Source organism: Shewanella psychrophila, assembly GCF_002005305.1.
GTDB lineage: Bacteria > Pseudomonadota > Gammaproteobacteria > Enterobacterales > Shewanellaceae > Shewanella > Shewanella psychrophila.
In genome coordinates this window covers 6023227-6050033 of record NZ_CP014782.1, presented here as the reverse complement: position 1 = coordinate 6050033, position 26807 = coordinate 6023227, and the positions used below count along the sequence as shown (strand labels likewise).

At 45.3% G+C, this 26807-nt stretch carries 16 protein-coding genes; 9 read left to right on the top strand and 7 right to left on the bottom strand.

Going from position 1 to position 26807, the window contains the following annotated elements; genetic code table 11:
• The first annotated feature begins 146 nt into the window (after positions 1 to 146).
• The 5 genes from lpdA to sps_RS26435 all read left to right on the top strand — a co-directional run bounded on the left by lpdA (position 147) and on the right by sps_RS26435 (position 13263).
• The gene (gene lpdA / locus sps_RS26455) at positions 147 to 1577 is read left to right on the top strand and encodes a dihydrolipoyl dehydrogenase (protein WP_077755232.1); all 1431 of its coding nucleotides are present in this window, start codon (positions 147 to 149) and stop codon (positions 1575 to 1577) included.
• Positions 1578 to 1757: 180 nt separating this feature from the next.
• Positions 1758 to 6236 carry an EAL domain-containing protein gene (locus sps_RS26450; protein WP_077755231.1) on the top strand — a complete coding sequence of 1493 codons (4479 nt, stop codon included), beginning with the start codon at positions 1758 to 1760 and terminating at the stop codon, positions 6234 to 6236.
• 107 nt (positions 6237 to 6343) lie between these two features.
• Complete coding sequence (locus sps_RS26445; protein WP_077755230.1) at positions 6344 to 8566, top strand: patatin-like phospholipase family protein; 2223 nt, start codon at positions 6344 to 6346, stop codon at positions 8564 to 8566.
• Between the two features lie 272 nt (positions 8567 to 8838).
• Positions 8839 to 11061: a patatin-like phospholipase family protein gene (locus sps_RS26440; protein WP_077755229.1), complete on the top strand. Its 2223-nt coding sequence runs from the start codon at positions 8839 to 8841 to the stop codon at positions 11059 to 11061.
• Positions 11062 to 11211: 150 nt separating this feature from the next.
• Positions 11212 to 13263 carry a M13 family metallopeptidase gene (locus sps_RS26435; RefSeq protein WP_077755228.1) on the top strand — a complete coding sequence of 684 codons (2052 nt, stop codon included), beginning with the start codon at positions 11212 to 11214 and terminating at the stop codon, positions 13261 to 13263.
• Between the two features lie 102 nt (positions 13264 to 13365).
• Here the strand turns inward: sps_RS26435 and hxpB are convergent, their stop codons facing one another.
• Positions 13366 to 14031, bottom strand: a complete 666-nt coding sequence (hxpB, locus tag sps_RS26430; protein WP_077755227.1) for a hexitol phosphatase HxpB — start codon at positions 14029 to 14031, stop codon at positions 13366 to 13368.
• Between the two features lie 416 nt (positions 14032 to 14447).
• On the opposite strand from hxpB, the gene acnB reads away from it, so the two are divergent.
• Complete coding sequence (acnB, locus tag sps_RS26425) at positions 14448 to 17045, top strand: bifunctional aconitate hydratase 2/2-methylisocitrate dehydratase (RefSeq protein ID WP_077755226.1); 2598 nt, start codon at positions 14448 to 14450, stop codon at positions 17043 to 17045.
• Between the two features lie 105 nt (positions 17046 to 17150).
• Here acnB and sps_RS26420 read toward each other — a convergent pair whose 3' ends face one another.
• From sps_RS26420 to priA, 6 genes are all read right to left on the bottom strand, one after another.
• Entirely contained in the window at positions 17151 to 17546 is a 396-nt protein-coding gene (locus sps_RS26420) for a gamma-butyrobetaine hydroxylase family protein (protein WP_077755225.1), read from the bottom strand.
• 128 nt (positions 17547 to 17674) lie between these two features.
• Complete coding sequence (hslU, locus tag sps_RS26415; RefSeq protein WP_077755224.1) at positions 17675 to 19000, bottom strand: ATP-dependent protease ATPase subunit HslU; 1326 nt, start codon at positions 18998 to 19000, stop codon at positions 17675 to 17677.
• 77 nt (positions 19001 to 19077) lie between these two features.
• Positions 19078 to 19602, bottom strand: a complete 525-nt coding sequence (gene hslV, locus sps_RS26410; RefSeq protein ID WP_077755223.1) for an ATP-dependent protease subunit HslV — start codon at positions 19600 to 19602, stop codon at positions 19078 to 19080.
• A 254-nt stretch (positions 19603 to 19856) separates the two neighbouring features.
• Positions 19857 to 20444, bottom strand: coding sequence for an SPOR domain-containing protein (locus sps_RS26405; RefSeq protein ID WP_077755222.1), 588 nt, complete (start codon positions 20442 to 20444; stop codon positions 19857 to 19859).
• Positions 20445 to 20464: 20 nt separating this feature from the next.
• Complete coding sequence (gene argS, locus sps_RS26400; protein WP_077755221.1) at positions 20465 to 22210, bottom strand: arginine--tRNA ligase; 1746 nt, start codon at positions 22208 to 22210, stop codon at positions 20465 to 20467.
• Positions 22211 to 22344: 134 nt separating this feature from the next.
• A complete protein-coding gene (priA, locus tag sps_RS26395) occupies positions 22345 to 24540 on the bottom strand; it encodes a primosomal protein N' (RefSeq protein ID WP_077755882.1) in 2196 nt (731 codons plus the stop codon).
• Between the two features lie 97 nt (positions 24541 to 24637).
• Between priA and sps_RS26390 the strand changes: the two genes are divergently transcribed.
• From sps_RS26390 to sps_RS26380, 3 genes are all read left to right on the top strand, one after another.
• Entirely contained in the window at positions 24638 to 25417 is a 780-nt protein-coding gene (locus sps_RS26390) for a LysM peptidoglycan-binding domain-containing protein (RefSeq protein ID WP_077755220.1), read from the top strand.
• Between the two features lie 168 nt (positions 25418 to 25585).
• Complete coding sequence (rpmE, locus tag sps_RS26385) at positions 25586 to 25798, top strand: 50S ribosomal protein L31 (protein ID WP_077755219.1); 213 nt, start codon at positions 25586 to 25588, stop codon at positions 25796 to 25798.
• 154 nt (positions 25799 to 25952) lie between these two features.
• Positions 25953 to 26777, top strand: coding sequence for a thermonuclease family protein (locus sps_RS26380; RefSeq protein ID WP_077755218.1), 825 nt, complete (start codon positions 25953 to 25955; stop codon positions 26775 to 26777).
• The last annotated feature ends 30 nt before the right edge of the window (positions 26778 to 26807 follow it).

Here is a 26807-nt window from a genome sequence, read left to right as displayed (position 1 = left end):
TATTACAAGCAGCCTTTTTTATAGTAAATGTATGATTGTGATCGGTATCAAACAAAGGTTAAAATGCGGCCACCTTACAAGATCTGGCAACGTTTTATTCTTGCGCTACTTGTTAGTGCAAGGAAATGAAAAGAATAGAGGAAATCATGAGTAACGAAATCAAAACTCAGGTAGTGGTATTAGGCTCAGGCCCTGCTGGTTATTCGGCAGCGTTCCGTGCGGCTGACTTAGGGTTGGACACTGTAATCATCGAACGTTTCAGCACACTTGGTGGTGTTTGTCTGAACGTGGGTTGTATCCCATCGAAGGCACTTCTCCATGTATCTAAAGTGATCGAAGAGGCGAAAGCTGTTGCCGATCACGGTGTGGTTTTTGGCGAGCCAAAGATCGACCTTGATAAGCTACGTGGTTTTAAGAATACGGTTATCAGCCAGTTGACAGGCGGTTTAGGCGGCATGTCTAAAATGCGTAAAGTCGACGTGGTTAATGGTTTCGGTAAATTTACCGGTCCTAACACTATCGAAGTTGTTGGTGAAGACGGCGTTAAAGTGGTTCATTTCGAACAGGCGATCATTGCCGCAGGTTCTCGCCCTATCGAACTGCCTTTCATTCCTCATTCTGATCCACGTGTCTGGGATTCTACCGATGCATTGGAGCTTAAAGAAGTTCCGGGTAAGTTGCTCATCATGGGCGGCGGCATCATAGGCCTTGAGATGGGTACTGTTTACGCTTCTCTGGGTAGCCAGATAGATGTTGTCGAGATGCTGGATCAATTGATCCCTGCAGCTGACAAAGATATCGTTCGCGTTTACACCAAGAAGGTTAAGAACAAGTTTAACCTTATGATGCAAACTAAAGTGACAGCTGTAGAAGCCAAAGATGATGGTATCTATGTCACTATGGAAGGCAAGAAGGCACCGACTGAAGCGGTTCGTTACGATGCTGTGCTAGTAGCAATCGGCCGTGCACCAAACGGTAAGTCGATCGATGCTGAAAAAGCCGGAATTAATGTTGATGAGCGTGGCTTCACCAATGTTGATAAGCAGATGCGTACCAATGTACCTAACATTTACGCTATCGGTGATATCGTCGGTCAGCCTATGCTTGCTCATAAAGGTGTGCATGAAGGCCATGTGGCTGCAGAAGTTATCTCAGGCTTGAAGCACTTCTTCGATCCAAAAGTGATCCCTTCAATTGCTTACACTGACCCTGAAGTCGCTTGGGTTGGTCTGACCGAGAAAGAAGCCAAAGAGCAAGGTATCGCCTACGAGACTGCAAGTTTCCCTTGGGCTGCCAGTGGCCGTGCAATCGCTTCTGATTGTAGTGATGGTATGACTAAGCTGATTTTCGATAAAGAGACTCATAGAGTTATCGGTGGCGCTATCGTTGGTGTTAACGGCGGTGAGCTTCTTGGTGAGATTGGCTTGGCGATCGAGATGGGTTGTGATGCAGAAGATCTAGCATTGACAATTCATGCTCACCCAACCTTGCATGAGTCTGTAGGCCTAGCGGCTGAGATCTACGAAGGTTCGATCACTGATTTACCAAATCCTAAGGCTAAAAAGAAGAAAAAGTAATTTTTTCTTAGAGTCATGAAAAAGGCGCTCATTTGAGCGTCTTTTTTTATGCCTTGAAAACAAGCAGTGCTTATAATTGCTATTAAGCAGGTGTATTAGCCTTAATGAACTGATACATTCGAAGTAAGTTTTTTTAAAGTGGACCCGATACCCTATTTGTATGAGTAGTGCTAATCGCTAATGCTAATAACTAAAATTATAAAAACTGTCTTTTTATTAATATGCATCGGCACTTGTCTGACTCCCGTCATGGCGAGTGATTTTGTTATGCGTGTCTTTGGCGAAACAGAAGGTTTAGAAGCTAGCACAATAAACGATATCAGCTTCGACTCTCACGGATTCGTGTGGGTAGCTACAGAACAGGGACTATTTCGATTAAGTAACTCTAAGATAAGACGTATTGACAAGGTTGCATTCGACCTCAGGCTCTCCGGTGAATATATTAATATGGTTGAGCCCTTGAGTGATCAGCATCTGCTAGTCAGTAATTACGCAGATACTTACCTATACGATATGCTACAGAATAAGTTTGTTCGTTTCGGTAGCGAGTCACTATTTCCTGATTATAAGGGCGGTGGCATCATAGCTCAGGTGAAGGAAGGTGATCATTATATTTTCCTGACCTTAGATGGTGAGTTACTTCAATATTCCTACGAAAAGACCTCACTCGAGCGGATCAACTTTCTTCCAACTAATGCAGATATACCTTGGGGAAATTTAGTTGCCTTAGATGATGGCCGTATCATAGTTGGCACTGAGTATGAATTACAGCTTAGGGATAGCCAAGGTTTGAGAATCGCTGTTTTCCCCTGGGGAGAGGAATATGGCTTGATGAAACAGTTGTTTAAAGATTCTCTGGGGCGAATTTGGCTGAGTTCGAGTGAGGGAGTTTATCGAGTCTATGCAGACACTCTCAAGATTGAACCTGTCGAGGCTCTCTCTTTTTATGCCACCAACATAGCCGAAGATAATGAGGGCAGCTTTTGGATCTCCGGAAGAGTAGGCTTGATCAAGTGGAAGCCTGGAGACACAGAATACCAAATATATAAAGAGCAGCTTAAGCAAGATGCTGACATGGATTATATCTATGATATTGAAATTGATGACTCTGGATTGATTTGGGTTGGAGGGGCCGGAGAAGGCTTGGCCATAGTCACAAGTGAGCCAGACTTCTTGCTCGATACCTATACCACTTCGTCACCATATTCTATGAGTAATGAGATGATTTGGGGAACCTATGGTGAGGGTGAGCGTGTTTGGTTCGGTACAGACAATGGCCTGATTTTAATCGACAGGCAAGCTAAAACCTCTACAAGCCTATTTCCCCAAGGGTTAGAGCTCAACGATAGTATTTATAGCGTAGAGAGTCTGGATGCTGCGCACCTCCTATTAGCGACCACCAATGGTTTATTTGTGGTGAATAAAGCCACTTTTACGGCCCAAAGATTTGCACAGTGGACTCATGGCGATAGTTCACTGGAACATAAGATAGTTTTTGCCACTTATGAAGATCCTTTAATTCTAGGTCGCTGGTGGTTCATGACCTCCACAGGTTTATATTTCTGGGAACCGGGTCTTTTTAATCCTCAATCTATGCCTGTTTTCTCTGGCGGCCTTAATCCGAGAATAGTAGATATCAGAACGGTTATAAGGGATGAGTCGGGAAAGCTGTGGCTGGGTGGCACCGAGTTATTTGGTTATTTGGACAATGAAGGTGAGTTCCATTCAAAACTCGACAAGTTCAGTGATGGCAGCAGCGAAATGGACATCAATTATATCGAGGAAATTGATTCTGATACGTTTTGGTTGGGGACATCACCAAAAGGTTTGATCGAATACTCACTGGATTCCGATGATGCTAGGGAACTAAATAAAGAGTGGGAAATTGATTGTAATTCTGTCTATTTCATTCAGAAAACTGCCGATTTCAGGTTAATCGGTTGCCCTAAGTCGATGCTAAGGTATACAAAATCGACAGAGGAGATCATGGTTCTTGGCCATGACGATGGCTTGTTAGGGGATGAACTCAATGATGGTTCATTCTTTTATGATCCCAGGGAGGGGCTTTATGTCGGCACGCCGGATGGAGCCATGCTGCTCGATGTCGACAATTTAGCCAATCGAATTCTGCGCGACGGTGTGTTTCTGGAGACGGTATCTGTTTTCTATGACGAGGGAGTTCAAATAGACCTCATTCCCCAAGATGAAAAAATCATAAAGCCCGGTGCAAGGATGATTAGTTTCCAGATAACCAGTCTGGATTATCTCGATGATACACCCATGACTCTACAGTATCGATTGAAACGAGAAGGGGACATTAGCGAAGCTAAATTTTTACTTCTCGACGGGCAGTCTCAGCTGAATATCACAGGTTTACAGTCAGGAAAATATACCTTAGAAATCCTGAGCCAGGAGAATGGGATCTGGTCTGATAAGCCATACCGTTTCAGCTTTGCCGTGAAGCATTATTGGTGGCAGATGACCTGGGTTAAGAGCCTGCTGTTATTAATCTTACTGTGTATATGTGGCGGAGTTATTTTCTATCGCCAGAGGCAGGTTCAAGCATTTAAACTGATCAACGCGGCATTAGTTGAGAGCGAAGAAAGGCTTAGGCAGTCTCTGAAAGGCAGTGATTCTGAGCTATGGGAATGGCGGCAGGACTCTCAGATGTTTAGCTTGGAGAATCAGCGGGCAGAGAAAAAGGATGACAGAGGAAATAGAATACTCAAGTTAGAGGACTTTCCTATTCATAGGGAAGATAGAGATAAGGTGGTCAATGCTTGGGATAACATGCTTCAAGGAGCGAGCGACCGTTTCGATGTTGAGTATCGCTATCGCCGTGAAGATAAGAGTTGGGGATGGACCAGAGTCAGGGGGCGTCCGGTCGAGGTGGATGCTGAGTCCGGTCGTATATTAAGGGTTGCGGGCATTTATTCAGATATCACCCTACAGCGCCAACTCGAAGATGATGTAAAGTTGCTGGCTCAGGCATTTGGTAACACCTCCGAAGGCGTGTTGATTCTGGACGCGGCAGAACGAATTAAGGTGTCTAATAAAGCCGCTCAAACTATAGTCGGTGCAACGACTAAAGAACTAAACGGTAAGTATTTCTCAGAACTCATCTTAGCTAAAGAGGGGCGATCGGATGAGATTGTTCACCTCTTGCAGCAGGGAGTCACCTGGACAGGTGAGAGAGAGTTTCTATGTGTAAAAGGTGGCTCATGTCCAGTCTGGCTTAATGTTTCTGCTATGTTGGGAAGTAAAGGCAATATTACCCACTATGTCGCCGTATTTTCCGACATTACCGAGCGTAAACGCACGGAGGCAGATCTCAGACGACTGGCAAATTATGATGTGCTAACCGGTCTGCCGAATCGCTCTCTATTTTCTACTCGGTTAGCTCAGTCCATACATCGTGCTGAGCATAGCGGTGAAAAATTAGCACTGATATTTCTCGACCTGGATAGATTTAAACATGTTAATGACTCCTATGGCCACAGCATGGGGGATGCCTTATTGGTCGAGGCTGCCAATCGTCTACAGTCTTGTATCTCACAAGAGCACACCTTATGTCGTTTCGGTGGCGATGAATTTGTGATCTTATTAAGAGACGCCTCAAATTTAGATACGATAAATCATATTTGTACTCAGTTACTCGAACAAATTGAAACACCATTTGAACTCTATGGTAGAGAATTTTTCATCTCGACCAGCATAGGGGTGAGTTTGTGGCCCGATGATGCCAGACAACCTGAGGTTCTGATTAAAAATGCCGATCAGGCCATGTATCATGCCAAAGAAGAAGGCCGTGGCAATTTCCAGTACTTCTCTTCGGAACGCAATTTAGAAGCCTTGTATCATCTAAGATTAGAAGCCGAGCTTCGTAAGGCAATAGAAAGAGAAGAGTTTGAGCTTCATTATCAGCCTCAGGTCGATATTCTTAAGGGAGATAAGTTGATCGGTATGGAAGCGCTATTGAGGTGGCGTCATCATAAAGATGGCTTGGTCCGTACCGATATCTTTATCAAGGTGGCCGAGTCTTGTGGTTTGATTGTTGATATCGATCGCTGGGTGCTACGTCAAGCCTGTGTACAAGGTGCCATCTGGTCCCAGTTTTATACAGAGACCTTTAAGTTGTCTGTGAACATCTCGGCGGTTCATTTCCGCCAGCCTGATTTTATCGAAGGGATTAAAAAAATCTTAGAGGAGACCAAGCTGGACCCGCGTTTATTGGGTTTCGAAATCACTGAAGGCGTATTGATGAAGGAGCTGGATACAGCTAAGGAGCATCTACTAGAGCTTAGAGCGCTTGGGATAGATGTTGCTATCGATGATTTTGGTACGGGTTACTCTTCATTAGCCTATTTACGCCATTTCGATGTGGATACCTTAAAAATCGATCGCTCCTTCCTTATCGATATAGCCACCAATGAAGCCGACCAAGCCATAGCCAGTAGTATTATAGAGCTTGCCAGAAACCTGAAGCTAAACGTCGTCGCCGAAGGTGTGGAGACAAAAGAGCAGCTTGAGCAGGTCTTTAGTCGTGGTTGCTATGTGATCCAGGGATATTATTTCTCCAAACCCTTAACAGTGGCTGAGATGGAGACTTATATGGATAACTCGAGCCTATTTTCCAATAAAAACTCATCTTTAGACTGATAGAATAACTAAGATGACCCCCTCTCTCATTTGTATTTAAACTTTTTGCTAGGTTTTTGTTACAGTATGTGCGCCAAATCTCACTACGAACTAAAGAAAAACAGAATATGATGCGTTTACTCACCTTACTTCTCCTGCCCTCGCTATGCTTTTCGGCATTCGCAGAGGAGGTGCGGCCTAAGATCGGTCTGGTACTCAGTGGTGGTGGAGCCAAGGGCGCCGCACATATTGGTGTACTTAAGATATTGGAAGAAAATCGCATTCCTGTCGATTATATTGCCGGAACTAGCATAGGTGCTTATGTCGCTGGCATGTATGCCCTAGGATACAGCGCCACTGAAATTGAGAAGATCATGCTCAATGAGAATTGGTCAGACGGTTATTCAGATACAATTCCAAGACAGGCCTTGAGTTACCGCAATAAACAGCAGAGAGATAGATTTAACCTCCCGTTAAATATGGGCTATAGCGACGATGAGGTTAAGGTTCCTAATGGTTTATTGCGTGGCCAGACCATGTCGCAATTACTCCAGCGCTCAACTGGCTTAGTGAACCAGTTTGGTCACTTCGATGAACTCGCCATTCCTTATCGTGCCGTAGCGACGGATCTGGAAACGAGTAATGCTGTCGTTATCAGTAATGGCAGCATAGTTAAGGCGATGCAGGCATCGGCCACAGTACCCGGTGCGCTGCAACCAGTGGAATATGAGGGTAAATTGCTAATCGATGGCGGTATCGGCAATAACATGCCTGTTGATGTCGTCAAAGCATTAGGTGCGGATATTATTATTGCCGTGGATATTGGCTCATCTTTGGTGAAAAAAGAGGAATTAACCAGTACCGTCGCCGTACTCAATCAGCTTTCAACCATGCTAACCAATGCCAGCACGGAACGACAGAAGCTGCTCTTAACCCAAGACGATATTCTTATTCGTCCTGATGTTGGAAAGATGAGTACTACTGACTTTACCATCATGCCCAAGGCTTTCATATTAGGTGAGCAGGCAGCGCGGGAGCACTTGATAAGCCTACAGGGATTAAGTGTCAGTGATGATGAGTTTAAAGTTTATTTAGCGAGAAAGAAGCAGTTGAGCCGTCGCTGGCTCGATGATATCGATCACCCCATCGTTAATATTGTGTTTAATAATGATTCGAAAGTCAGTGATTCTATGTTGCGGGAAGTACTCGATATAGAAGAGGGGGAAGTGGTTACTCAAGAGAGGCTAGCTAAGGGCATTGCCGATGTTTATGCTTTGGACAAGTTTGAGCGCGTTAATGCAGAGTTTATCGATACCGACCAAGGCAGAGTATTGAGCCTTAATACCCATGCTAAATCTTGGGGGCCAAATTATTTTCAATTGGGCTTCAGTTGGGAGGATGATTTCTCCTTGGATTCTGCTGTTTCATTCGATCTGGCCTATACCTTGACGGATTTGACCGATACTGGTGGTGAATGGCGCAATGAGCTCAAGTTAGGTTATGAAAAGTTGATTTCCAGCGAGTTTTATCAGCCTCTGGATTATGATCAGTCTTTCTATAGCAGGGCTAAATTGAGCTACGAGATTAAAGATTGGGAGATTTTCGATAATAATTCCAGATTACTCAAACTTAAGCAGTCACAGTACCGCGCCGATGTAGGTATCGGGTATAACTATGTTAAAGAGGGCATGATTGAACTTGGTATTACCGGTGAGAAAGGGGATTTGGATGATGGGTTGTTTTCTGAAGATTCAGAGTACCAATCATACGGTGGATATTTTAAGTTTGGCTACGATGATCTCGATAGTATTAACTTCCCTACATCGGGTAATCGCTTTACTTTTGATGCCCACTACCGAAAGGAAAAGAACCCAAACATTTTCTTTTCGGGCTTAGATGATCACGAAGAGTATTCTATTCAACTTGAATTGGATTGGCGCGGCGCATTGAGTTTGGGTAACCATGCATTTGTTGGTATTGCTTCGCTAGCCACTGTAGATATAGAGCAAGGCTTTAGCCTGCATTTGTCAGAACTCGGTGGTTTCTTGAATCTTTCCGGTTACCATAAAAATGCCTTGGTAGGTCCCCATAAGATTTTCGGCGCATTCGTGTATCAATATGATCTAGGCCGGGATGTGCTGGGCATGACAGATTATCCTCTCTATTTGGGAGCGAGTATTGAGGCAGGCAATGTCTGGAAGCTAAGAGAACATGTGGATCTGGATGATCTCATCTATTCCGGCAGCCTGTATTTTGGAACCGACACCAGTATGGGGCCTGCTGCAATAGGTTTTGGTTGGGCCGATGATGGCGAGAAAGCCATATTCTTGTTTATTGGTAAGAACTGGTAAAACGACGGCTCATACATGGTTAATCTAGGATTTCAAATGAAATCTTGTGATGGTTATGTCACAGAGTCATTTCGCGCTTTTTCTATCAAGAAAAAGCGCGAGTCATGGAGTTTTTCAAAGTCACTCAGTGTTACTCTCTAGTTAATACCTCTCATAAGCTCAACTGTTAATTCAAGCTAGTATTACTTTCGATTGAATTTAAGCTTTAATTAGATTTTTTGGTTAGAATGGGCGCACAAAGTGACAGCAATAACAAAAGAATCAAATAGACTATGACACGTTCACTTACTTTTCTTCTCATATTACTCCTTAGTTTTTCAGCGTTTTCTGAAGAAGTACGCCCTAAAATTGGTTTGGTACTGAGTGGTGGCGGGGCTAAAGGTGCCGCTCATATCGGTGTGCTTAAAGTATTGGAAGAAAATCGTATTCCGGTTGATTATATTGCTGGAACTAGCATAGGTGCCTATGTTGCTGGCATGTATGCCCTTGGTTATAGTGCCGCAGAAATTGAGAAGATCATGCTCAATGAAAATTGGTCAAATGGTTATTCAGACACCATTCCAAGACAGGCTTTGAGTTACCGCAATAAGCAGCAGAGAGATAGATTTAACCTCCCCTTAAATATGGGCTATAGCGACGATAAGGTTAAAGTACCTAATGGTTTATTACGTGGCCAGACTATGTCGCAATTACTGCAGCGCTCAACTGGCTTAGTGAACCAATTTGGTCACTTCGATGAGCTTGCCATTCCCTATCGCGCCGTGGCGACGGATCTGGAAACGAGCAATGCTGTGGTTATCAGTAATGGCAGTATTGTTAAGGCGATGCAGGCGTCGGCCACTGTTCCCGGTGCGCTGCAGCCTGTGGATTATGAGGGCAAATTGCTAATTGACGGAGGGATCGGCAATAACATGCCAGTGGATGTCGTTAAGGCATTAGGTGCAGATATCATCATAGCCGTGGATATTGGCTCATCCTTGGTGAAGAAAGAGGAGTTAACCAGTACCGTCGCCGTGCTCAATCAGCTTTCAACCATGCTGACCAATGCCAGTACCGAACGACAGAAGGAGCTCTTAACCCAAGACGATATTCTTATTCGTCCTGATGTGGGAGAGATGAGTACCACAGATTTTACCATCATGCCCCAAGCTTTTATATTAGGTGAAGAGGCTGCGCGTGAACACTTGATAAGCCTGCAGGGTCTGAGTGTTGATAAAGAGGCGTTTGAAACTTATCTAGCCAGAAAGAGACAGATCAGCCGTCAATGGCTCGATGATATCGATCATCCCATCGTGAATATTGTGTTCAACAATGAATCGCAAGTCAGTGAGTCTCTTTTGCGAGAAACCTTAGGCATCCAAGAAGGGGAGGTGGTAACTCAGGAGAAACTGGCAGAGGGAGTCGCCGCTATTTATTCACTGGATAAATTTGAGCGCGTCAATGCAGAGTTTATCGATACCGATCAAGGCAGAGTATTGAGCCTTAATACCTATGCTAAATCTTGGGGGCCAAATTATTTCCAGTTGGGCTTTAGCTGGGAAGATGATTTCTCTCTAGACTCGGCGGCCTCATTCGATCTGGCCTACACCTTAACTGATTTGACTGATACCGGCGGCGAATGGCGCAATGAGCTCAAGTTAGGTTATGAAAAGTTGATTTCAACTGAATTTTACCAACCATTGGATTATGACCAAGCCTTCTATAGTCGGGCCAAATTGAGCTATGAGATTAAGGACTGGGAGTTTTTCGATGCCAGCTCCAGAATACTGCAACTTAAACAGAAACAGTACCGTGCCGATGTCGGAATTGGGTATAACTATGTCAAAGAGGGCATGATTGAACTTGGTATTACCGGTGAAACAGGAGACTTGGAGAATGGATTTTTTCCCGAAGGTCTAGAGTATGAGTCATACGGTGGATATTTTAAATTTGGCTATGACGATCTCGATAGCATTAATTTCCCCACATCGGGTAATCGCTTTACTTTAGATGCTTACTACCGCAAGGAATACAATCCAACTCTCTTTTACTCTGGGCTTGATGAGCTAAAGGAGAATTCTCTGCAAATTGAGCTGGATTGGCGCGGCGCATTGAGTGTGGGTAACCATGCATTTGTCGGTATAGCATCACTAGCCACAGTCAGTAAGGATGATGGCTTTAGTGTACATGTATCTGAACTCGGTGGATTCTTAAATCTCTCCGGTTATCATAAAAATGCCTTGGTTGGCCCCCATAAAATTTTCGGTGCATTCGTGTATCAATATGATCTAGGAAGGGATGTACTGGGCATGACAGATTACCCTCTCTATTTGGGAGCGAGCATCGAGGCGGGTAATGTCTGGGAGTTAAGAGAGCATGTGGATCTAGACGATCTCATCTATTCCGGTAGCCTATATTTTGGAACTGATACCAGCATGGGGCCTGCGGCGATTGGATTTGGTTGGGCCGATGATGGCGAGAAGGCCATATTCCTGTTTATAGGCAAGAACTGGTAATCAAATCAGCAAAGTTGCTGACTACTAAGATTAATACAAAGTTACAAATATTGGCTATTGTGTTAAATCCTGCGGTGATAATGTGTCATGGGATAATTTATAGCAGGCTTGAAGATAGCAGGTCGCTACCAGGATAAATCGGGGATAAAAATGAAGAGAGTAAGTAAATTGGCAGTAGGCATTGCCTTAAGCTTAGGTCTAGCAGCATGTAGTAACGAACCTACTACACCTGTAGTACAACAAGCCGCCAAGGTGTCAGGTGTGGAGAAGGTAAACTTCGATAACTCAGTTCGTCATCAAGATGACTTCTACTATAGCGTTAATGGACATTGGCTTGCCAACACTCCTATTCCTGCGGATAAGTCTAACTACGGTGCCTTTTCTGTACTCTATGAACGGAGTCAGAATGCGCTGAAGAAAATTATCGATGAGGCAGCGGCAAAGCCGAATAAAGCCGTGGGTTCCAGTGAGCAGAAAGTCGGTGATTTTTATGCCAGTTACATGAATACCGATGTCATCGAAAAACTAGGGGTCAGCCCCCTAAGCGAACAGCTTAGTGATATCGCGCTGGCAAAAGATCATGACGATATCGCCAGCCTTATGGGAAGCTTGCTTGTCAGTGGTGTGCAGATGCCTTTTGGTTTCTACGTTAACAATGATGCTAAAAACTCGACTCAGTATGCGGTCTATCTGTATCAGTCGGGCCTGACACTACCGGATCGTGATTATTACCTGAAAGATGATGATAAGTTTGTCGAGAATCGAGCCGCATTGAACGCTTACGTTGCCGATGTCATGACTCAAGCCGGTAGCAAAGATGCCGAGCGAGTCGCGGACAGTGTCGCTCAAATTGAGACGTTTATTGCTCAGAGTCAGTGGAGCCGTGTCGAGTCCCGTGATGCCAATAAGAGCTATAACAAGATGGATAAGGCCGAGCTACAGTCTAAGGTTACTAACTTCGATTTCGTTCAGTTCGCCGCCAGTGCCAATATCGATAAAGTCGCCGAGGCGATAGTTCGTCAGCCTTCCTATTTTGAGAAGTTCGGTGCCCAGTTCACTAACTTCTCAGTATCCCAGTGGCAAGATTATCTCTCTTTCCATTTAGTAGACAGCTATGCTGAGCTATTGAGTAAAAATTTCGTCGATCTTCACTTTGCTTTTCATAGTAAAACATTGATGGGTATCGAAGAGCAGAAGCCGCGCTGGAAAAAGGCTGTGGATGCGTCGGATCAGGTGATCGGTGAGCTTGTGGGCAAAGAGTACGTAAAGCAGCACTTTAAACCTGAAGCGAAACAGAGAATGGAAGGCTTGATCCAAGACTTGATTAAAGGTTTCGAAGTTAGCATCAACGAACTCGAATGGATGTCCCCAGAGACTAAGGTCGCGGCTCAAGAGAAGCTTGCTAAGTTCACTTATAAGATAGGTTATCCGGATAAGTGGAAAGACTACACAGATCTCAAGATTAAAGCGGATCAATTGGTGGGCAACTATCAACGCTATGCTGAATTCGAATATAAGACCATGCTAGATAAACTCGGAAAGCCTATCGATCGCACCGAATGGCACATGACGCCGCAGACGGTTAATGCTTACTATAATCCTGTGATGAATGAGATCGTATTCCCAGCAGCTATATTACAGCCTCCTTTTTTCAATATGGACGCCGATGACGCGGTGAATTTCGGTGGCATAGGTGCGGTTATCGGTCATGAAATCAGTCATGGTTTCGATGATCAAGGGGCTAAGTATGATGGCGATGGTAATCTGAGAGACTGGTGGACCGATGCCGATCGCGCTGAGTTCCAGAAACGTGGTGCCCAACTGTCGGCCCAGTATGGGGGTTATGAGGCTCTGCCGGGTAAACACGTTAATGGTGACTTGACCTTAGGTGAGAATATTGGTGACCTTGGCGGTTTGACCGTTGCGGCTCGTTCTTACCATCTGAGTCTTAATGGTAAACAATCACCGATTATAGATGGTTTAACGGGTGAACAACGCTTATTTATCGGTTGGTCTCAAGTGTGGCGTCGTAACTACCGCGACGAGGAGCTAGGTCGTCGCCTGATGACAGATTCTCATTCACCGAGTCACTTCCGCGCCATGGGCACACCGCGTAACATCCCGGCTTTCTATCAAGCCTTCGATGTGAAAGAGGGTGATAAAATGTTCTTAGCGCCGGAAGATCGCGTCAAGATCTGGTAATAGGCGCTGCTGCGCATCCCTATTGATACCACTAGGTGGTTGAGAGGGAGTTGAGCCTGAAAATATAGAGCCCGCCAATTTGGTGGGCTTTTTATTTATAAGCTAGGAACTAGAATCTAGGTATTCCGGCAATTCCGTTAGATCTTTGAGCTGCTGGTGGGCTATGACCCATTTGGGTTCATCTTGTTGCTCGACTGCTGGAATCGCTATGGTCTGCATATTGGCTGCCCTCGCGGCGACTAAGCCATTGAAGGAGTCTTCTATAGCAACACAAGTTATAGGGTCCAGATTTATTGCCTTGGCACAGTTTAGGTATACTTCGGGATGAGGTTTGCCATAGGCAAGATGCTCGGCAGACTCTATAGCATCGAAATAGTGAGCTATGTTGAGCTTGTTTAAAACAGCTTCTATGATAAGGTTCGACGATGAGGTGGCTAAACCTATCTTGTAGTCATTAGTGCGGCAAAATTCGAGAGCACTCTCCACACCAGTCATGGCTTGGCCATCACTTGTAATCGCGTTGACAACTTGATCGACTATGGTTTTAGCAGTTTGCTCATTGTCATAGTTAGCCCAGGGAAATCTCTGATACCAGTAGCTGACGACCTGATCGATTCTCAACCCCGTTGTTTGAAGTGTGTCCTCATAAGATATAGGTAGCCCTAAGCGTTTCATGGTCTGAAATTCAGCTTCTTGCCAGCTGGGTTCGGAATCTATCAATACTCCATCCATGTCGAAAATGACGGCTTTAAACTTAGGCGAGGTCATAGTGCTCCAATATGTTCGTTATAACTATCATGAATAGTACCCCTATTTTTTGTCTGTTTCTTGGGAACTTACCTATAATTTATTGAGTAAACAATTGCCTTAAACCACAATAAATGGAGAAGTGCCTGCTGTTTGATGTATGTTTAAGTTTATAAAATTCATGTTGTTAGTTGTTTTTAATTAAGCAGAGCTGATGTTATTTGTGGTATTTATAGATTAACTGAGCTATTAACCATACCAGAGTTATGGTTAATAGGGGCGGTGATGCCCGATAAGAGTGTGATCTGATTCAAACTTTTGCTTAGCTATAGTATAATAATCAGCAGAAAAAAAGGTCGAGCCTGCAGGACTGTCAGCTTTCAATATCAGGAAGTGCAGTTTCGTTGTTAGAACGCCAAACAAAGAGGAATGTTGCCGTGCTAGAAGCATATCGTAAACACGTCGCAGAACGTGCTTCAGAGGGCGTAGTCCCTAAGCCATTAGATGCCCATCAAGTGGCCGAGTTAATCGAAGTCATTAAAAACCCACCAGCGGGAGAAGAGGCATTTATCCTCGACCTGCTTGAGAACAGAATTCCACCAGGAGTAGATGAAGCCGCATATGTTAAAGCGGGTTTCCTGGATGCTGTGGCCAAAGGTGAAGTTACATCGCCAATTCTAACATCGGCACACGCTGTTGAGCTACTTGGCACCATGCAGGGCGGCTATAACATCGAGCCTTTGATAGCTCAGTTGGATGTGGAGGCGCAAGCGCCTTTAGCTGTTAAAGCCTTATCAAAGACTTTGCTGATGTTTGACTCTTTTCACGATGTGGTTGAGAAGATGCAAGCGGGTAATGAATTTGCTAAACAGGTTGTCCATGCGTGGGCCGATGCCGATTGGTTCCTCAATCGTCCTAAGCTAGATGAGAAGATCTCTCTCACTGTGTTTAAAGTCACTGGTGAAACTAACACAGATGACTTGTCTCCGGCTCCCGATGCCTGGTCTCGCCCTGATATTCCTTTGCATGCGTTAGCTATGCTTAAGAATGCTCGTGACGGTATTGTACCCGATGAGGCTAGTACTATCGGTCCAATCAAGGAGATCGAACAACTTAAGTCTAAAGGTTTCCCATTAGTCTATGTTGGTGATGTTGTCGGGACAGGTTCTTCACGTAAGTCGGCGACTAACTCAGTGCTATGGTTCATGGGTGATGATATCCCTAATGTGCCTAATAAGCGCGGTGGCGGCTTCTGTTTAGGTGGTAAGATCGCTCCAATCTTCTTCAATACCATGGAAGATGCCGGTGCCTTACCTATCGAACTCGATGTGACCAAGATGAATATGGGCGATGTTATCGATATCTACCCATACAAAGGCATAGTTAAGCGTCACGATAGCGATGAAGTTATCTCTGAGTTCAGTCTAAAAACTGAGGTCTTGATGGATGAAGTACGTGCCGGTGGCCGTATCCCATTGATCATCGGACGTGGCCTTACGGCTCGCGCTCGTGAAGTACTTAAGCTTGAAGATTCAACTGTCTTCGTATTACCGAAAGATGTGGCCGATACGGGTAAAGGTTATACCCTTGCTCAGAAGATGGTTGGTAAAGCTTGTGGTGTTACCGGTATTCGTCCGGGTCAATACTGTGAGCCTAAGATGACTTCGGTAGGTTCGCAAGATACTACCGGTCCTATGACTCGTGATGAGCTTAAAGATCTGGCGTGTCTTGGTTTCAGTGCCGATTTGACCATGCAGTCATTCTGCCACACTTCGGCTTATCCTAAGCCAGTGGATGTGAACACTCACCATACGCTTCCTGACTTTATCATGAACCGTGGCGGTGTATCTCTGCGCCCGGGTGACGGAGTTATTCACTCTTGGTTAAACCGTATGCTACTACCTGATACTGTCGGTACCGGTGGTGATTCTCATACTCGTTTCCCAATTGGTATCTCTTTCCCTGCGGGTTCCGGTCTGGTGGCTTTCGCCGCTGCGACAGGTGTTATGCCTCTGGATATGCCTGAGTCAGTCTTGGTACGTTTTAAAGGTGAGATGCAACCGGGTATCACCTTACGTGATCTGGTACACGCTATTCCACTTAAAGCCATCGATATGGGTCTATTGACCGTAGAGAAGCAAGGAAAAGTGAACTTCTTTTCTGGTCGAGTGCTTGAGATTGAAGGCCTTGAAAGCTTGAAAGTTGAGCAGGCATTTGAATTGTCTGACGCTTCAGCCGAGCGTAGTGCTGCTGGTTGTAGCATCAAGCTGGACAAAGAGCCTATCATCGAATATCTAAACTCCAACATCGTGATGTTGAAGTGGATGATTGCTGAAGGTTATGGGGATCGTCGTACTATCGAACGTCGTATCACTGCGATGCAAGACTGGTTAGCTAATCCTGAGTTGTTGGCTGCCGATGCAGATGCGGAATATGCTGCCGTTATCGAAATCGACTTGAGCGATATTAAAGAGCCTATTCTTTGTGCTCCAAACGATCCTGATGATGCAGTACTGCTATCAGACGTTAAGGACACTAAGATTGACGAAGTCTTCGTCGGTTCTTGTATGACCAACATAGGGCATTTCCGCGCCACAGGTAAGATGTTGGATAAGTTTGCCACTAGCTTGCCGACACGTCTATGGATCGCGCCACCGACTAAGATGGATCGCGATCAGCTTACCGAAGAAGGTTACTACGCCATATTCGGTCGTGTTGGGGCTCGTGTAGAGACCCCTGGGTGCTCTCTATGTATGGGTAATCAGGCACGTGTTGCTGATGGTGTGACTGTAGTATCTACCTCTACTCGTAACTTCCCTAACCGTCTTGGTACTGGTGCTAATGTTTATCTGGCTTCTGCTGAACTAGCTGCCGTAGCGGCTCTGTTAGGTCGTCTGCCTTCTGCGGATGAATATCAGACTTATGCGAAAGAGTTGGATGCGACAGCGGCTGATACCTATCGTTACCTGAACTTCGATAAGATGCAGTCTTATACTGAGAAAGCGGCTGAAGTCATCTTCCAGTCGGCAGTATAAAGTCACAAAGAGCTTAGTGCTCTCTGAGCACTAAGCTGCAACAAAAAAGCTAGATTCATATTTATGAATCTAGCTTTTTTTATGCGTGTTGTTTTTAACTTAAAACTAATTATGATATTTAACCGTCATATCGATTAATGGTTCACGACTGGCTTTTTCGGCTCTGAGTCTAGCGAGATATTTCTCCCACAAGTCGACTTGATGAGTGGCGAGATCATATAGCACCTTCCAAGAGAATAAGCCTGTGTTATGACCATCGTCGAAGGTTATCTTCACCGCGTAGTTTCCCACGGGATCTAGGGCCTTAATATTGACATTTTTCTTGTGAGTGACTAATACCGAGTTGCCATGTCCGTGGACTTCGGCCGAAGGGGAATAAACGCGTAACATTTCACAACTTAGCTGAAAGGTCTTGCCGTCATCGAACGTCACTTCTAACAGGCGAGACCTTCGTTTAAGCTTGAGGGCGGTAACGACTGGATTATAGTCTGGAGAAGTCATTGTATTGGCCTGTGGTGTAGCAGTCAGATTAGGAAAACAAGTTGAGAATATAAGTTAAAAATATATGTGGCTAACTTATTACATCTACTTAGGGCCTAGGTTTGAATGCCTAGACCCTATTAGTCACATTATAGAATAAAGCGACTCAAATCTTCATCTTGTACCAGCTCGTCGAGATGATCTTTGACGTATTTTGTATCGATCACAGACTCAGTGCCAGATTTATCGGAAGCACCATAGGATAGCTCTTCCATCAAGCGCTCCATTACAGTATGTAGTCGACGAGCACCGATATTTTCTGTGCGCTCATTGACCTGCCATGCTGCCTTAGCAATTGAGTCGATACCGTCTGCAGTGAACTCGACTTTAACCCCTTCCGTCGCCATCAAGGCTACGTATTGTTCAGTCAATGAAGCGTGTGGCTCGGTCAAGATACGCTTAAAGTCATCGGCCGTCAGCGCTTGCAGTTCCACACGAATAGGTAAGCGACCCTGAAGTTCAGGGATCAGATCTGATGGCTTAGACATCTGGAATGCACCAGAGGCGATAAACAAGATATGGTCTGTTTTAACCATGCCATGTTTAGTGTTAACCGTACAGCCTTCTACCAATGGCAGTAGATCACGTTGAACACCTTCCCGTGAGACATCTGGACCAGAGCTTTCGCCGCGTTTACAGATCTTATCGATCTCATCGAGGAAGACGATACCGTGCTGTTCAACCAGCTCGATAGCCTGCTCTTTTAGATCTTCTTGGTTGACGAGTTTAGCCGCTTCCTCTTCGATCATCAGCTTATAGGCTTCTTTGATCGGCATCTTACGGCGTTTACTGGCACCGGGCCCCATATTTTGGAACATGCTTTGCAACTGGTTAGTCATCTCTTCCATGCCGGGAGGGGACATGATCTCTATGCCGACCTGGGGGGCGGACACATCTATCTCTATCTCTTTATCGTCCAACTGGCCTTCACGCAGCTTCTTACGGAAGATCTGGCGCGTGCCTGTGTCATCTTTAGTTTCGCTGTCCCAGTCTTCTTTAGGCTTAGGCAGTAAAGCATCCAGGATGCGCTCTTCAGCGGCTTCTTCGGCCCTGAACTTACACTTCTTCATATGCTCTTCACGAGTCAGCTTGATGGCTGAATCGGTGAGATCACGGATGATCTGTTCAACTTCCTTGCCTACATAACCCACTTCAGTGAATTTGGTGGCTTCAACCTTAATAAATGGTGCCTTCGCCAGCTTAGCAAGTCGGCGTGCAATTTCTGTCTTACCGACACCAGTAGGGCCGATCATCAAGATGTTTTTCGGGGTCACTTCCTGACGCAGATCGGCATCGAGTTGCATACGACGCCAGCGGTTACGCAGAGCGATGGCAACGGCGCGCTTGGCATTTTGTTGGCCTATGATGTGACTGTCTAATTCATGGACAATCTCACGTGGAGTCATTTCAGACATATTTTTTCCTCATGCATCTCAGCATTTTCTCTGGAGTCGTTACTTGTCATTGATGATTGAAACTGAGCGACTCGAGATCAGTAATTTAATTCTTCGATAGTCTTGAACTGATTGGTGTACACACAGATACCACCAGCGATAGTGAGTGACTTCTCCGCTATCTCTGTCGCTGTCAGTTCGGTATTTTCAAGCAGAGCCGTGGCTGCCGATTGTGCAAATGGTCCACCGGATCCGATAGCAATAAGATCATTTTCTGGCTGTATTACATCACCATTACCTGTGATGATCAGCGAGCACTCAGAATCAGCAACTGCTAAAAGAGCCTCTAATTTACGTAGCATTTTATCGCTACGCCAATCTTTTGCCATCTCAACGGCGGCTTTCATCAGATGACCCTGATGCATCTCTAACTTGGCTTCGAAGCGTTCGAATAGGGTAAAAGCATCGGCGGTACCGCCAGCAAAACCTGCCAGGACCTTGTTATGATATAGGCGACGAACTTTTCTGGCGTTACCTTTCATCACGGTATTTCCAAGTGATACTTGGCCATCTCCGGCGATGACGACTTGGTTATTACGGCGAACTGATACGATTGTGGTCACGAATGAATCCTCTTCTCAAACTGATGCAGTGATGGCATCAGTGGGTGATAGAAGATATATGGGGGGGAGTGAATGAAATATCAAGGAGTAATACCAATTCTATTATGTATATAGAGTGGAAAAAGGAAAATGGCGCTGATTGGGACTATGTTGCCAGTTAAGGCTCAACAATAGTGTCTCTTATATAGCCCGCAGTACGTCGTCTTTGCATTTGCTGCCAAGTTTCGAATTAGCTGCGGGCTTAATGGTATTGCTTATTTCTTCACATACATCAAGAAACAGCCATCTATGCCGGCTTTCTGTAAGATGTGTCGATGCTTTTCGGCCTGACGCTTGCGCTCGTATGGGCCTAAGCTGACTTTATACCAGTCACCTGTGGTACCTCTTACTTTAGATATATCGGATTCAAGTCCCTGAAAGGCGATGACCGCTTTCATCTGATCCGCTTGTGATTGGGTCCTGAAAGAGCCACATTGCATCTGATAGTTGTGAGTCGGAGCTGTAACTTCAGGAACGTCGACTTCAACTTCCTTGTTTTCCAGTTCCTGTTGATAAGTCCATTTCTCTTTAGGTTTAGGAGGAAGAGCCTTAGGATCTTTCTTCTTAGTGGGCTTAACATCCGCTTGTTCAACTACTGGACCCTCTTTTTCATCAAGGTCTTCTGCACTGTTGTTGATGCTCCAAAGGAAGTAACCGAAGCCAGCCAATAGAGCAAGGGTGACCAGCAACAAAACCAGCGGAAAGCGTCTTGGCGCTGGCGCCTGACTCTTTCTACGTGTCGTTTTTGGTTTTGCCTTCCCTTTCCTAGCTGGGCTTCTTTTAGCGTAATCGCGATTAGTCATAGTATTGAAATACCGTTTCGTTACATGCGGTCTAAGGTTTCAATACCAAGAAGCTCAAGACCTTGCTTCAGGGTTTTCGCTGTAAGTTGGGCGATTAGTAGGCGGCTCTTCTTCTGCTCTTCGGTTTCTGCTGCCAGAACCGGACAGGCTTCATAGAAGCTAGAAAAGGCACCGGCAAGTTCAAACAGGTAAGCACACATGGCATGGGGTTGACCCTTTGCAACCATACGCGATAACACCTCACCAAACTGTGCGAGTTTATTACCTAGGTCTTTCTCTTTTTCGTGCTCAAGTACGATCTTAGCATCGCTTAAATCGATATCTGTGGCACGCTTAAAAATACCCGATACACGAGTGTAAGCATAAAGCAGATAAGGCGCGGTATTACCTTCGAAGCTCAGCATCTGCTCGAAGCTGAAGATATAATCGCTGGTACGGTTCTTAGATAGATCGGCATACTTGACTGAGCTTATTCCGACCACTTTGGCTATCTTCTCCAGTTCTGCCTCATCCATATCTGGATTCTTGCTACGGACTAGTTCTAGTGCACGGATATCGGCTTCGGCCAGAAGATCCACTAATTTAACCACACCACCTGAGCGAGTCTTAAACGGGCGACCGTCTGCGCCATTCATAGTGCCGAAGCCCATATGCTCTAGGCTGAGTTCTGGGCGAACAAACTTGGCCTTACGGGCTAGCTTAAAGACTTGCTGGAAGTGTAGCGCCTGACGTAGATCGACGAAGTAGAGTGCTCGGTCTGCTTTTAGCACGTTGGAGCGGTAACGCATCGCAGCCATATCACTGGTTGCGTACAAGTAGCCGCCATCAGCTTTCTGTATGATGACAGGTAGGGGCTCGCCCTCTTTATTTTTGAACTCATCCTGGAAAACGACTTTAGCGCCATTACTCTCAGACAAGAGTCCTTGTGTGTCTAGCTCACTAACCACTTCTGCAAGATCTGCGTTGTAAGCACTCTCTCCACGCACATCTTCACGGGTCAGGCTCACGCCCAAACGCGCATAGACGTCATGACAATGGTTAAGGGAAATGTCGTTAAATTCAAGCCACAGCTTGTTGCAGTACTCATCGCCTGATTGCAGTGAGACCACTAGTTTACGGGCACGGGTGGCAAAGTCGTCAGATTCGTCGAAACGTACTTTCGCGGCGCGATAGAAGGTTTCTAGATCCGAAAGCTCCATCTGAGCTTGCTCACCATTTTTAGCGCGTAACTCTTCCATATAGGCCAGTAACATGCCGAACTGGGTTCCCCAGTCGCCTACATGGTTTTGACGTATAACATTATGGCCCTCGAACTCCAACGCACGCACCACACTGTCACCTATGATGGTGGAACGTAGGTGGCCAACGTGCATCTCTTTGGCCAAATTTGGCGAAGAGTAATCGACAACTATAGTTTGCTGCTCAGGCAGACTGATGCCTAAGTGGTCATCCTTTAATGCTGCCATCAGTTGATTCGCTAAGGCATTTTCATCGATAAAGAAGTTAATAAACCCAGGACCTGCGATCTCAACTTTTGCCACCTGACTGTCTTGAGGCAGGCTGTCTATGATTAGCTGAGCTATCTCTCTGGGGTTCTTACGGGCAACTTTAGTCAGCATCATTGCTAGGTTGGTAGCGAAATCACCATGGGTTTTATCTTTGGTTCGGTCCACCTGAATGCGAGCTTCAAAATCAGTTGGGATAACACCCTGTTGTTTAAGGACGTCTAGGGCTTGGATGAGCAAAGATTGAATATGTGATTTCATTGGCGTTTAATTGCTACTTACTAATGATAAAAAGATTTAGGGATAACCGCATATTTTAGCCGTTAGTGGTGGTCAATTGCTATCCTCTAAGCCAAATAAATTACTTTTTTTATGTTAATTCAGCTTAATCTGGTTTACAGCAGATCTTGTGGGTCTCTATCTAAGCTCCAGCGACAACGTTTAGCCAGTGGTAGAGCTTCAATCTGAGGTAAGGCATGTTCAAATGCCTGCTGCAACTGTCCCCTTGATTTTGTCTGAAAAATTAGATGTCTACGGTATTTTCCGGCTTTCTTATCCATAGGTGCAGGCATAGGACCTATTACTTCGCATTCTTCGTTTTGGGGGAGAAATTGAGCGACTTGAGAAAGAAAGTTATCGGCATCTATGGCCAGATGGGCTTCGGCGCGTAATAGCAGCATATGCCAGGCTGGTGGTAATAGTGCTTGTTTGCGTTCATTGAGCTGCGCTCTGGCAAACTCACCATAACCTTTATGCATGAGTTCGCGTAAGATGGCGTTATCGGCCTGATGTGTTTGCATCAACACTGTGCCTGGCTTTCTGGCTCGGCCGGCTCGTCCAGAGACCTGAGTATAAAGTTGCCCGAAACGTTCCGGTGCTCTGAAGTCGGCACTAAATAAGGCGCCATCGACATCTAGCAAGCCGACTAAGGTGACATCTGGGAAATGATGGCCCTTGGCTAACATCTGAGTGCCCACCAGAATCTTATATTCCCCCTTATGGATGGCGTTAAGATGTGCCTCTAGTGCGCCTTTTCTGCTGGTAGTATCGCGATCGATGCGAACTACTGGATATTTAGGGAACTCTTTTTCTAATGCCTCGGCGAGTTGTTCTGTACCGACACCTTGGCCCATCAACATGGTGCTGCCACAGTTGTGACATTGACGTGGAATGGCGTATTGATTACCACAGTGGTGGCAGCGTATCTCTCCTAGAGATTGATGCACGGTAAAGAAGGCGTCACAGCGATCGCACTCATGGAGATGGCCACATTCATGACATAACAAGGCTGGAGCAAAGCCTCTACGATTGAGGAATAGCAGCACTTGGTTACCAGCATCTAAATGGATTCGCATCTCGTTGAGTAGGGCATGGGACAGGCCCGTTTTCAGAGGCTGATTGCTGATGTCAATAATACCCTGGCGAACTTTCTCGGCATTGCCCGCTCGTTGGCCTAATTCGAGGTGCTTATAGCGTCCACTGAGTGCATTTTGCAGGCTCTCTAGCGAGGGCGTTGCTGTACCTAGCAATACAGGGATCTTCTCTAAGTGGCCACGCATGACAGCCAGATCCCGTGCATGATAGCCGACACCTTCTTGCTGCTTAAAACTCGAATCGTGCTCTTCGTCTAAAATAATCGTCCCGGGATAAGCCATTGGGGTGAAGAGTGCTGAGCGTGTGCCTATGATGATGGCGGCTTCGCCGGTTTTTGCTTGACGCCATGCGGCTAATCTTTGGTTGTCGGTTAATCCTGAGTGAATGACCGCGACCTTGACCTTGAAACGGCTCTTGAATCTACTGATGGTTTGAGGTGTCAGACCTATTTCAGGCACGAGAATTAGCGCCTGTTTGCCTTGTTTGAGGACTGATTCGAGTAAAGCTAGGTAAACCTCAGTTTTGCCTGAGCCTGTGATGCCTTCAAGTAAGGTGCAGTGGTAGCCCGATTGTTGGTTGAGGGTCGCGACTGCTATTGCCTGCTCGGGGTTGAGAGTTAATGGCTCTTCGCCAAGCTCAAGCTTATCTCGCCAACTGAGATCGATCTGGTTTCTGCGCTCTTCTTTAGCTATCCAGCCTTTATCTTGTAAGGCCTTCATTGCCGCCTTACTCATGGCTAAGCTGGTGAGTTCTTTTTGGGTCACCTCGGCTTCGAGTAGCGCTTCCATCAGCTTCTTCTGTGCTGGCGCTCGTTTCAGCGTGTCTAATGAGGCTGAATAGCCTTGGGCTGTTACTGTCCAGAATGTCGTGGTATCGGCACTGATTTGGGCCCCCTTACGCAGTGCAACTGGAAGGGCTTGAGACAACATTTGCCCTAAACTGCAGAAATAATATCTAGCCGCCCATGCAGTGAGTTTATAAAGGGAATCAGGTAGTAAAGGTTCATCATCTAGCAGTTCAATGATAGATTTTATTTGATTAGGTGCTAAGTTACATGTATCGCTAGTACGAATCACTAGACCTATTAATTGCTGACGACCGAATGGAACTTTGACTCTCATGCCTCTTTTAGGCACAAATGTGACAGATTCAGGCACGTTATAACTGAAGGTTTGCCGCATAGGAACGGGTAGAGCAACCTCAACGAACAGGGGCATAGATAGACAGGCTTTATCAAAGAATAAACTAGTGTACCCAGCCAACCTGATAAGGGCTACTCTTATCTACAAGTTAGGTATCCGAGGAATGAATTTTATGACAAAAACAATCACTTTAGTAATGTTTTCACTTCTGTTTATCTGCGGATCAATTAGCACTGCGGGCTATGCTTATGCGCAAATTTCCCATGTCAGTATCAATGAACAACAATTTATTTTAGGTGGCTATCCCAAGTTCAGACTAAATATCGTTTCTCAGGATGCAAATCTAGACAAGATGCAGTTTGTGATCCGGCAATCAGGCAGTGAAGAAAGGTTAATGGTTAAGCCTATCAATAATTTTTTGTTATTGGTGACGGGTGTTGAGGATGTAGTGGATCCGAGTGCAACTTTAGTGGTCAGAGAGTACCGGGTCAATAAATGGCGTGATGTGAAAGTTTTTACGCTATTTAAGGGGCAGCAGTTATCACCGGAACTTGCTGTTAAGTCTTCGGCTGCACACCTTAGTATGGAGAACCAATCATCGAAAGTGCCGAGTTCAGATAAGATGACTAGCATGAGTCAGGCATCGACTCAGCTCACCGCTGGCAATAATGAAAAATCAGCCCAATACCGTAACGCATTGATCGATGAGTCCTGCACGCTCAATCATACTTCCGAAATGACACTCTGGCGCATTGGAACTGAGCATGGAAAGGAGTGGGGAATAGGCACTTACGGTGCCATGATTGCCATTTTCGAAGCCAATCCAAAGGCTTTCAATCAAGGTAAAATAAGTGGCCTACGAGCAGACATCTCATTGCGCTGTCCTTCACTAGCATTAAAAGAAAAATATTCGAATGCTAAGATGGCGAAGCAAGCGTTTGAGGCGTTATAGCGTCCAAATAAGCTATGGGTGTCTAGGGCCTAGGAACTAAAGTCGGTTCCTCTCTTGCATATTTTTTAAAAACCTGTAATATTTTGCGCCTGAATATTTTATTAACCGCATGTGGTGTCCGACTTCGGGTTGGGAGAGCGACATGGCCTTCAACTTGAGGTAATCCAAATGAAAACAGGCATTCATCCTGAATATGCAGAAATCACTGCAACTTGTACTTGTGGTAACGTTATCAAGATAAATTCAACTGCAGGTAAGTCACTGCACTTGGACGTATGTGGTGCATGTCACCCATTCTACACTGGTACACAGAAGATTGTGGACACTGGTGGACGTATCGATAAGTTCAACAAGCGCTTCGGTGCTCTTGGTAAGAAGTAACTTTTACTTAAAAGTTCTTTATATCCAATTAAAAGGTGCCTATATGGCGCCTTTTTTGTTTTTAGCCTTACCTCTGCCTAGTATCTGTTATATTTCTTTAAATAGTGTTTAGATAGCACCAATGCAAACATACTCTGATTGAGGAGATACTGTGATGATTCATTTAAGGCTGAGCCCGATTTTTCACAGAGTGCAGACCCAGCGGAGAATGGCCCCAATTTCTCTGTTTGTATTCATAACACTTCAATCACTCTATATCCAAGATACCCTCGCATCAGAAAGCTTGTGTGTACCACAAAGTTTTGATGAGCAAGTTGAGCTTGAATATGTCAACGATGGTGACACGCTTACCCTGAAGGATGGTCGTTTGGTGCGTTTGATTGGCATAGATTCGCCAGAGATCGATTTTCAATCCCCCGAATTGTCACAGCCCTATTCCCAAGAGGCGCGTCATTTTCTACAAAAATACCTGCAACCAGATCAAAAGCTAAATTTATTTTTTGATCGTAAGAAACTCGACCCTTTCGGCAGAACCTTAGCCTATGTCTATACGGAAACCGGGGATCATTTGCAGGAAGTTCTATTGCGAACGGGATTGGCGAAGACCCGCGTATATCAGAATGACTATTTTTGGGAATGTCTCAATGAAGTCGAGTTGAAGGCTCGAGATGAAAATCTAGGGCTTTGGTCTCATCCTGATTATCGGGCTAGATCAGTCGATAAGCTAACAGGTGATGATTTAAACCGTTGGGGAGAGGTAAGAGGAGTTGTGACGGGATTTGAAAGAAAAGGTCAGCATTTATGGTTAATTCTGGATAACAAATTCTATATTGGTATACCTAGGGAAGATTCTAGTAAGTTTAGCAACATTTTGAACCTAAAACTGCTGGAAACCTCAGTTATTGCCCGAGGTTCGTTGTATTATTCCTACAAAAAGTGGCAGTTGATCGCCTCTCATCCATCACAGATAAGTCTGTAAAACAGGCCTTAGGGCGACAATTCAAGACTT

Coding starts and splice junctions, on each gene's coding strand:
- lpdA (WP_077755232.1), top strand. CDS start 147: ATGAGTAACGAAATCAAAACTCAGGTAGTGGTATTAGGCTCAGGCCCT.
- sps_RS26450 (WP_077755231.1), top strand. CDS start 1,758: ATGCTAATAACTAAAATTATAAAAACTGTCTTTTTATTAATATGCATC.
- sps_RS26445 (WP_077755230.1), top strand. CDS start 6,344: ATGATGCGTTTACTCACCTTACTTCTCCTGCCCTCGCTATGCTTTTCG.
- sps_RS26440 (WP_077755229.1), top strand. CDS start 8,839: ATGACACGTTCACTTACTTTTCTTCTCATATTACTCCTTAGTTTTTCA.
- sps_RS26435 (WP_077755228.1), top strand. CDS start 11,212: ATGAAGAGAGTAAGTAAATTGGCAGTAGGCATTGCCTTAAGCTTAGGT.
- hxpB (WP_077755227.1), bottom strand. CDS start 14,031: ATGACCTCGCCTAAGTTTAAAGCCGTCATTTTCGACATGGATGGAGTA.
- sps_RS26420 (WP_077755225.1), bottom strand. CDS start 17,546: ATGACTTCTCCAGACTATAATCCAGTCGTTACCGCCCTCAAGCTTAAA.
- hslU (WP_077755224.1), bottom strand. CDS start 19,000: ATGTCTGAAATGACTCCACGTGAGATTGTCCATGAATTAGACAGTCAC.
- sps_RS26405 (WP_077755222.1), bottom strand. CDS start 20,444: ATGACTAATCGCGATTACGCTAAAAGAAGCCCAGCTAGGAAAGGGAAG.
- argS (WP_077755221.1), bottom strand. CDS start 22,210: ATGAAATCACATATTCAATCTTTGCTCATCCAAGCCCTAGACGTCCTT.
- priA (WP_077755882.1), bottom strand. CDS start 24,540: ATGCCCCTGTTCGTTGAGGTTGCTCTACCCGTTCCTATGCGGCAAACC.
- sps_RS26390 (WP_077755220.1), top strand. CDS start 24,638: ATGACAAAAACAATCACTTTAGTAATGTTTTCACTTCTGTTTATCTGC.
- rpmE (WP_077755219.1), top strand. CDS start 25,586: ATGAAAACAGGCATTCATCCTGAATATGCAGAAATCACTGCAACTTGT.
- sps_RS26380 (WP_077755218.1), top strand. CDS start 25,953: ATGATTCATTTAAGGCTGAGCCCGATTTTTCACAGAGTGCAGACCCAG.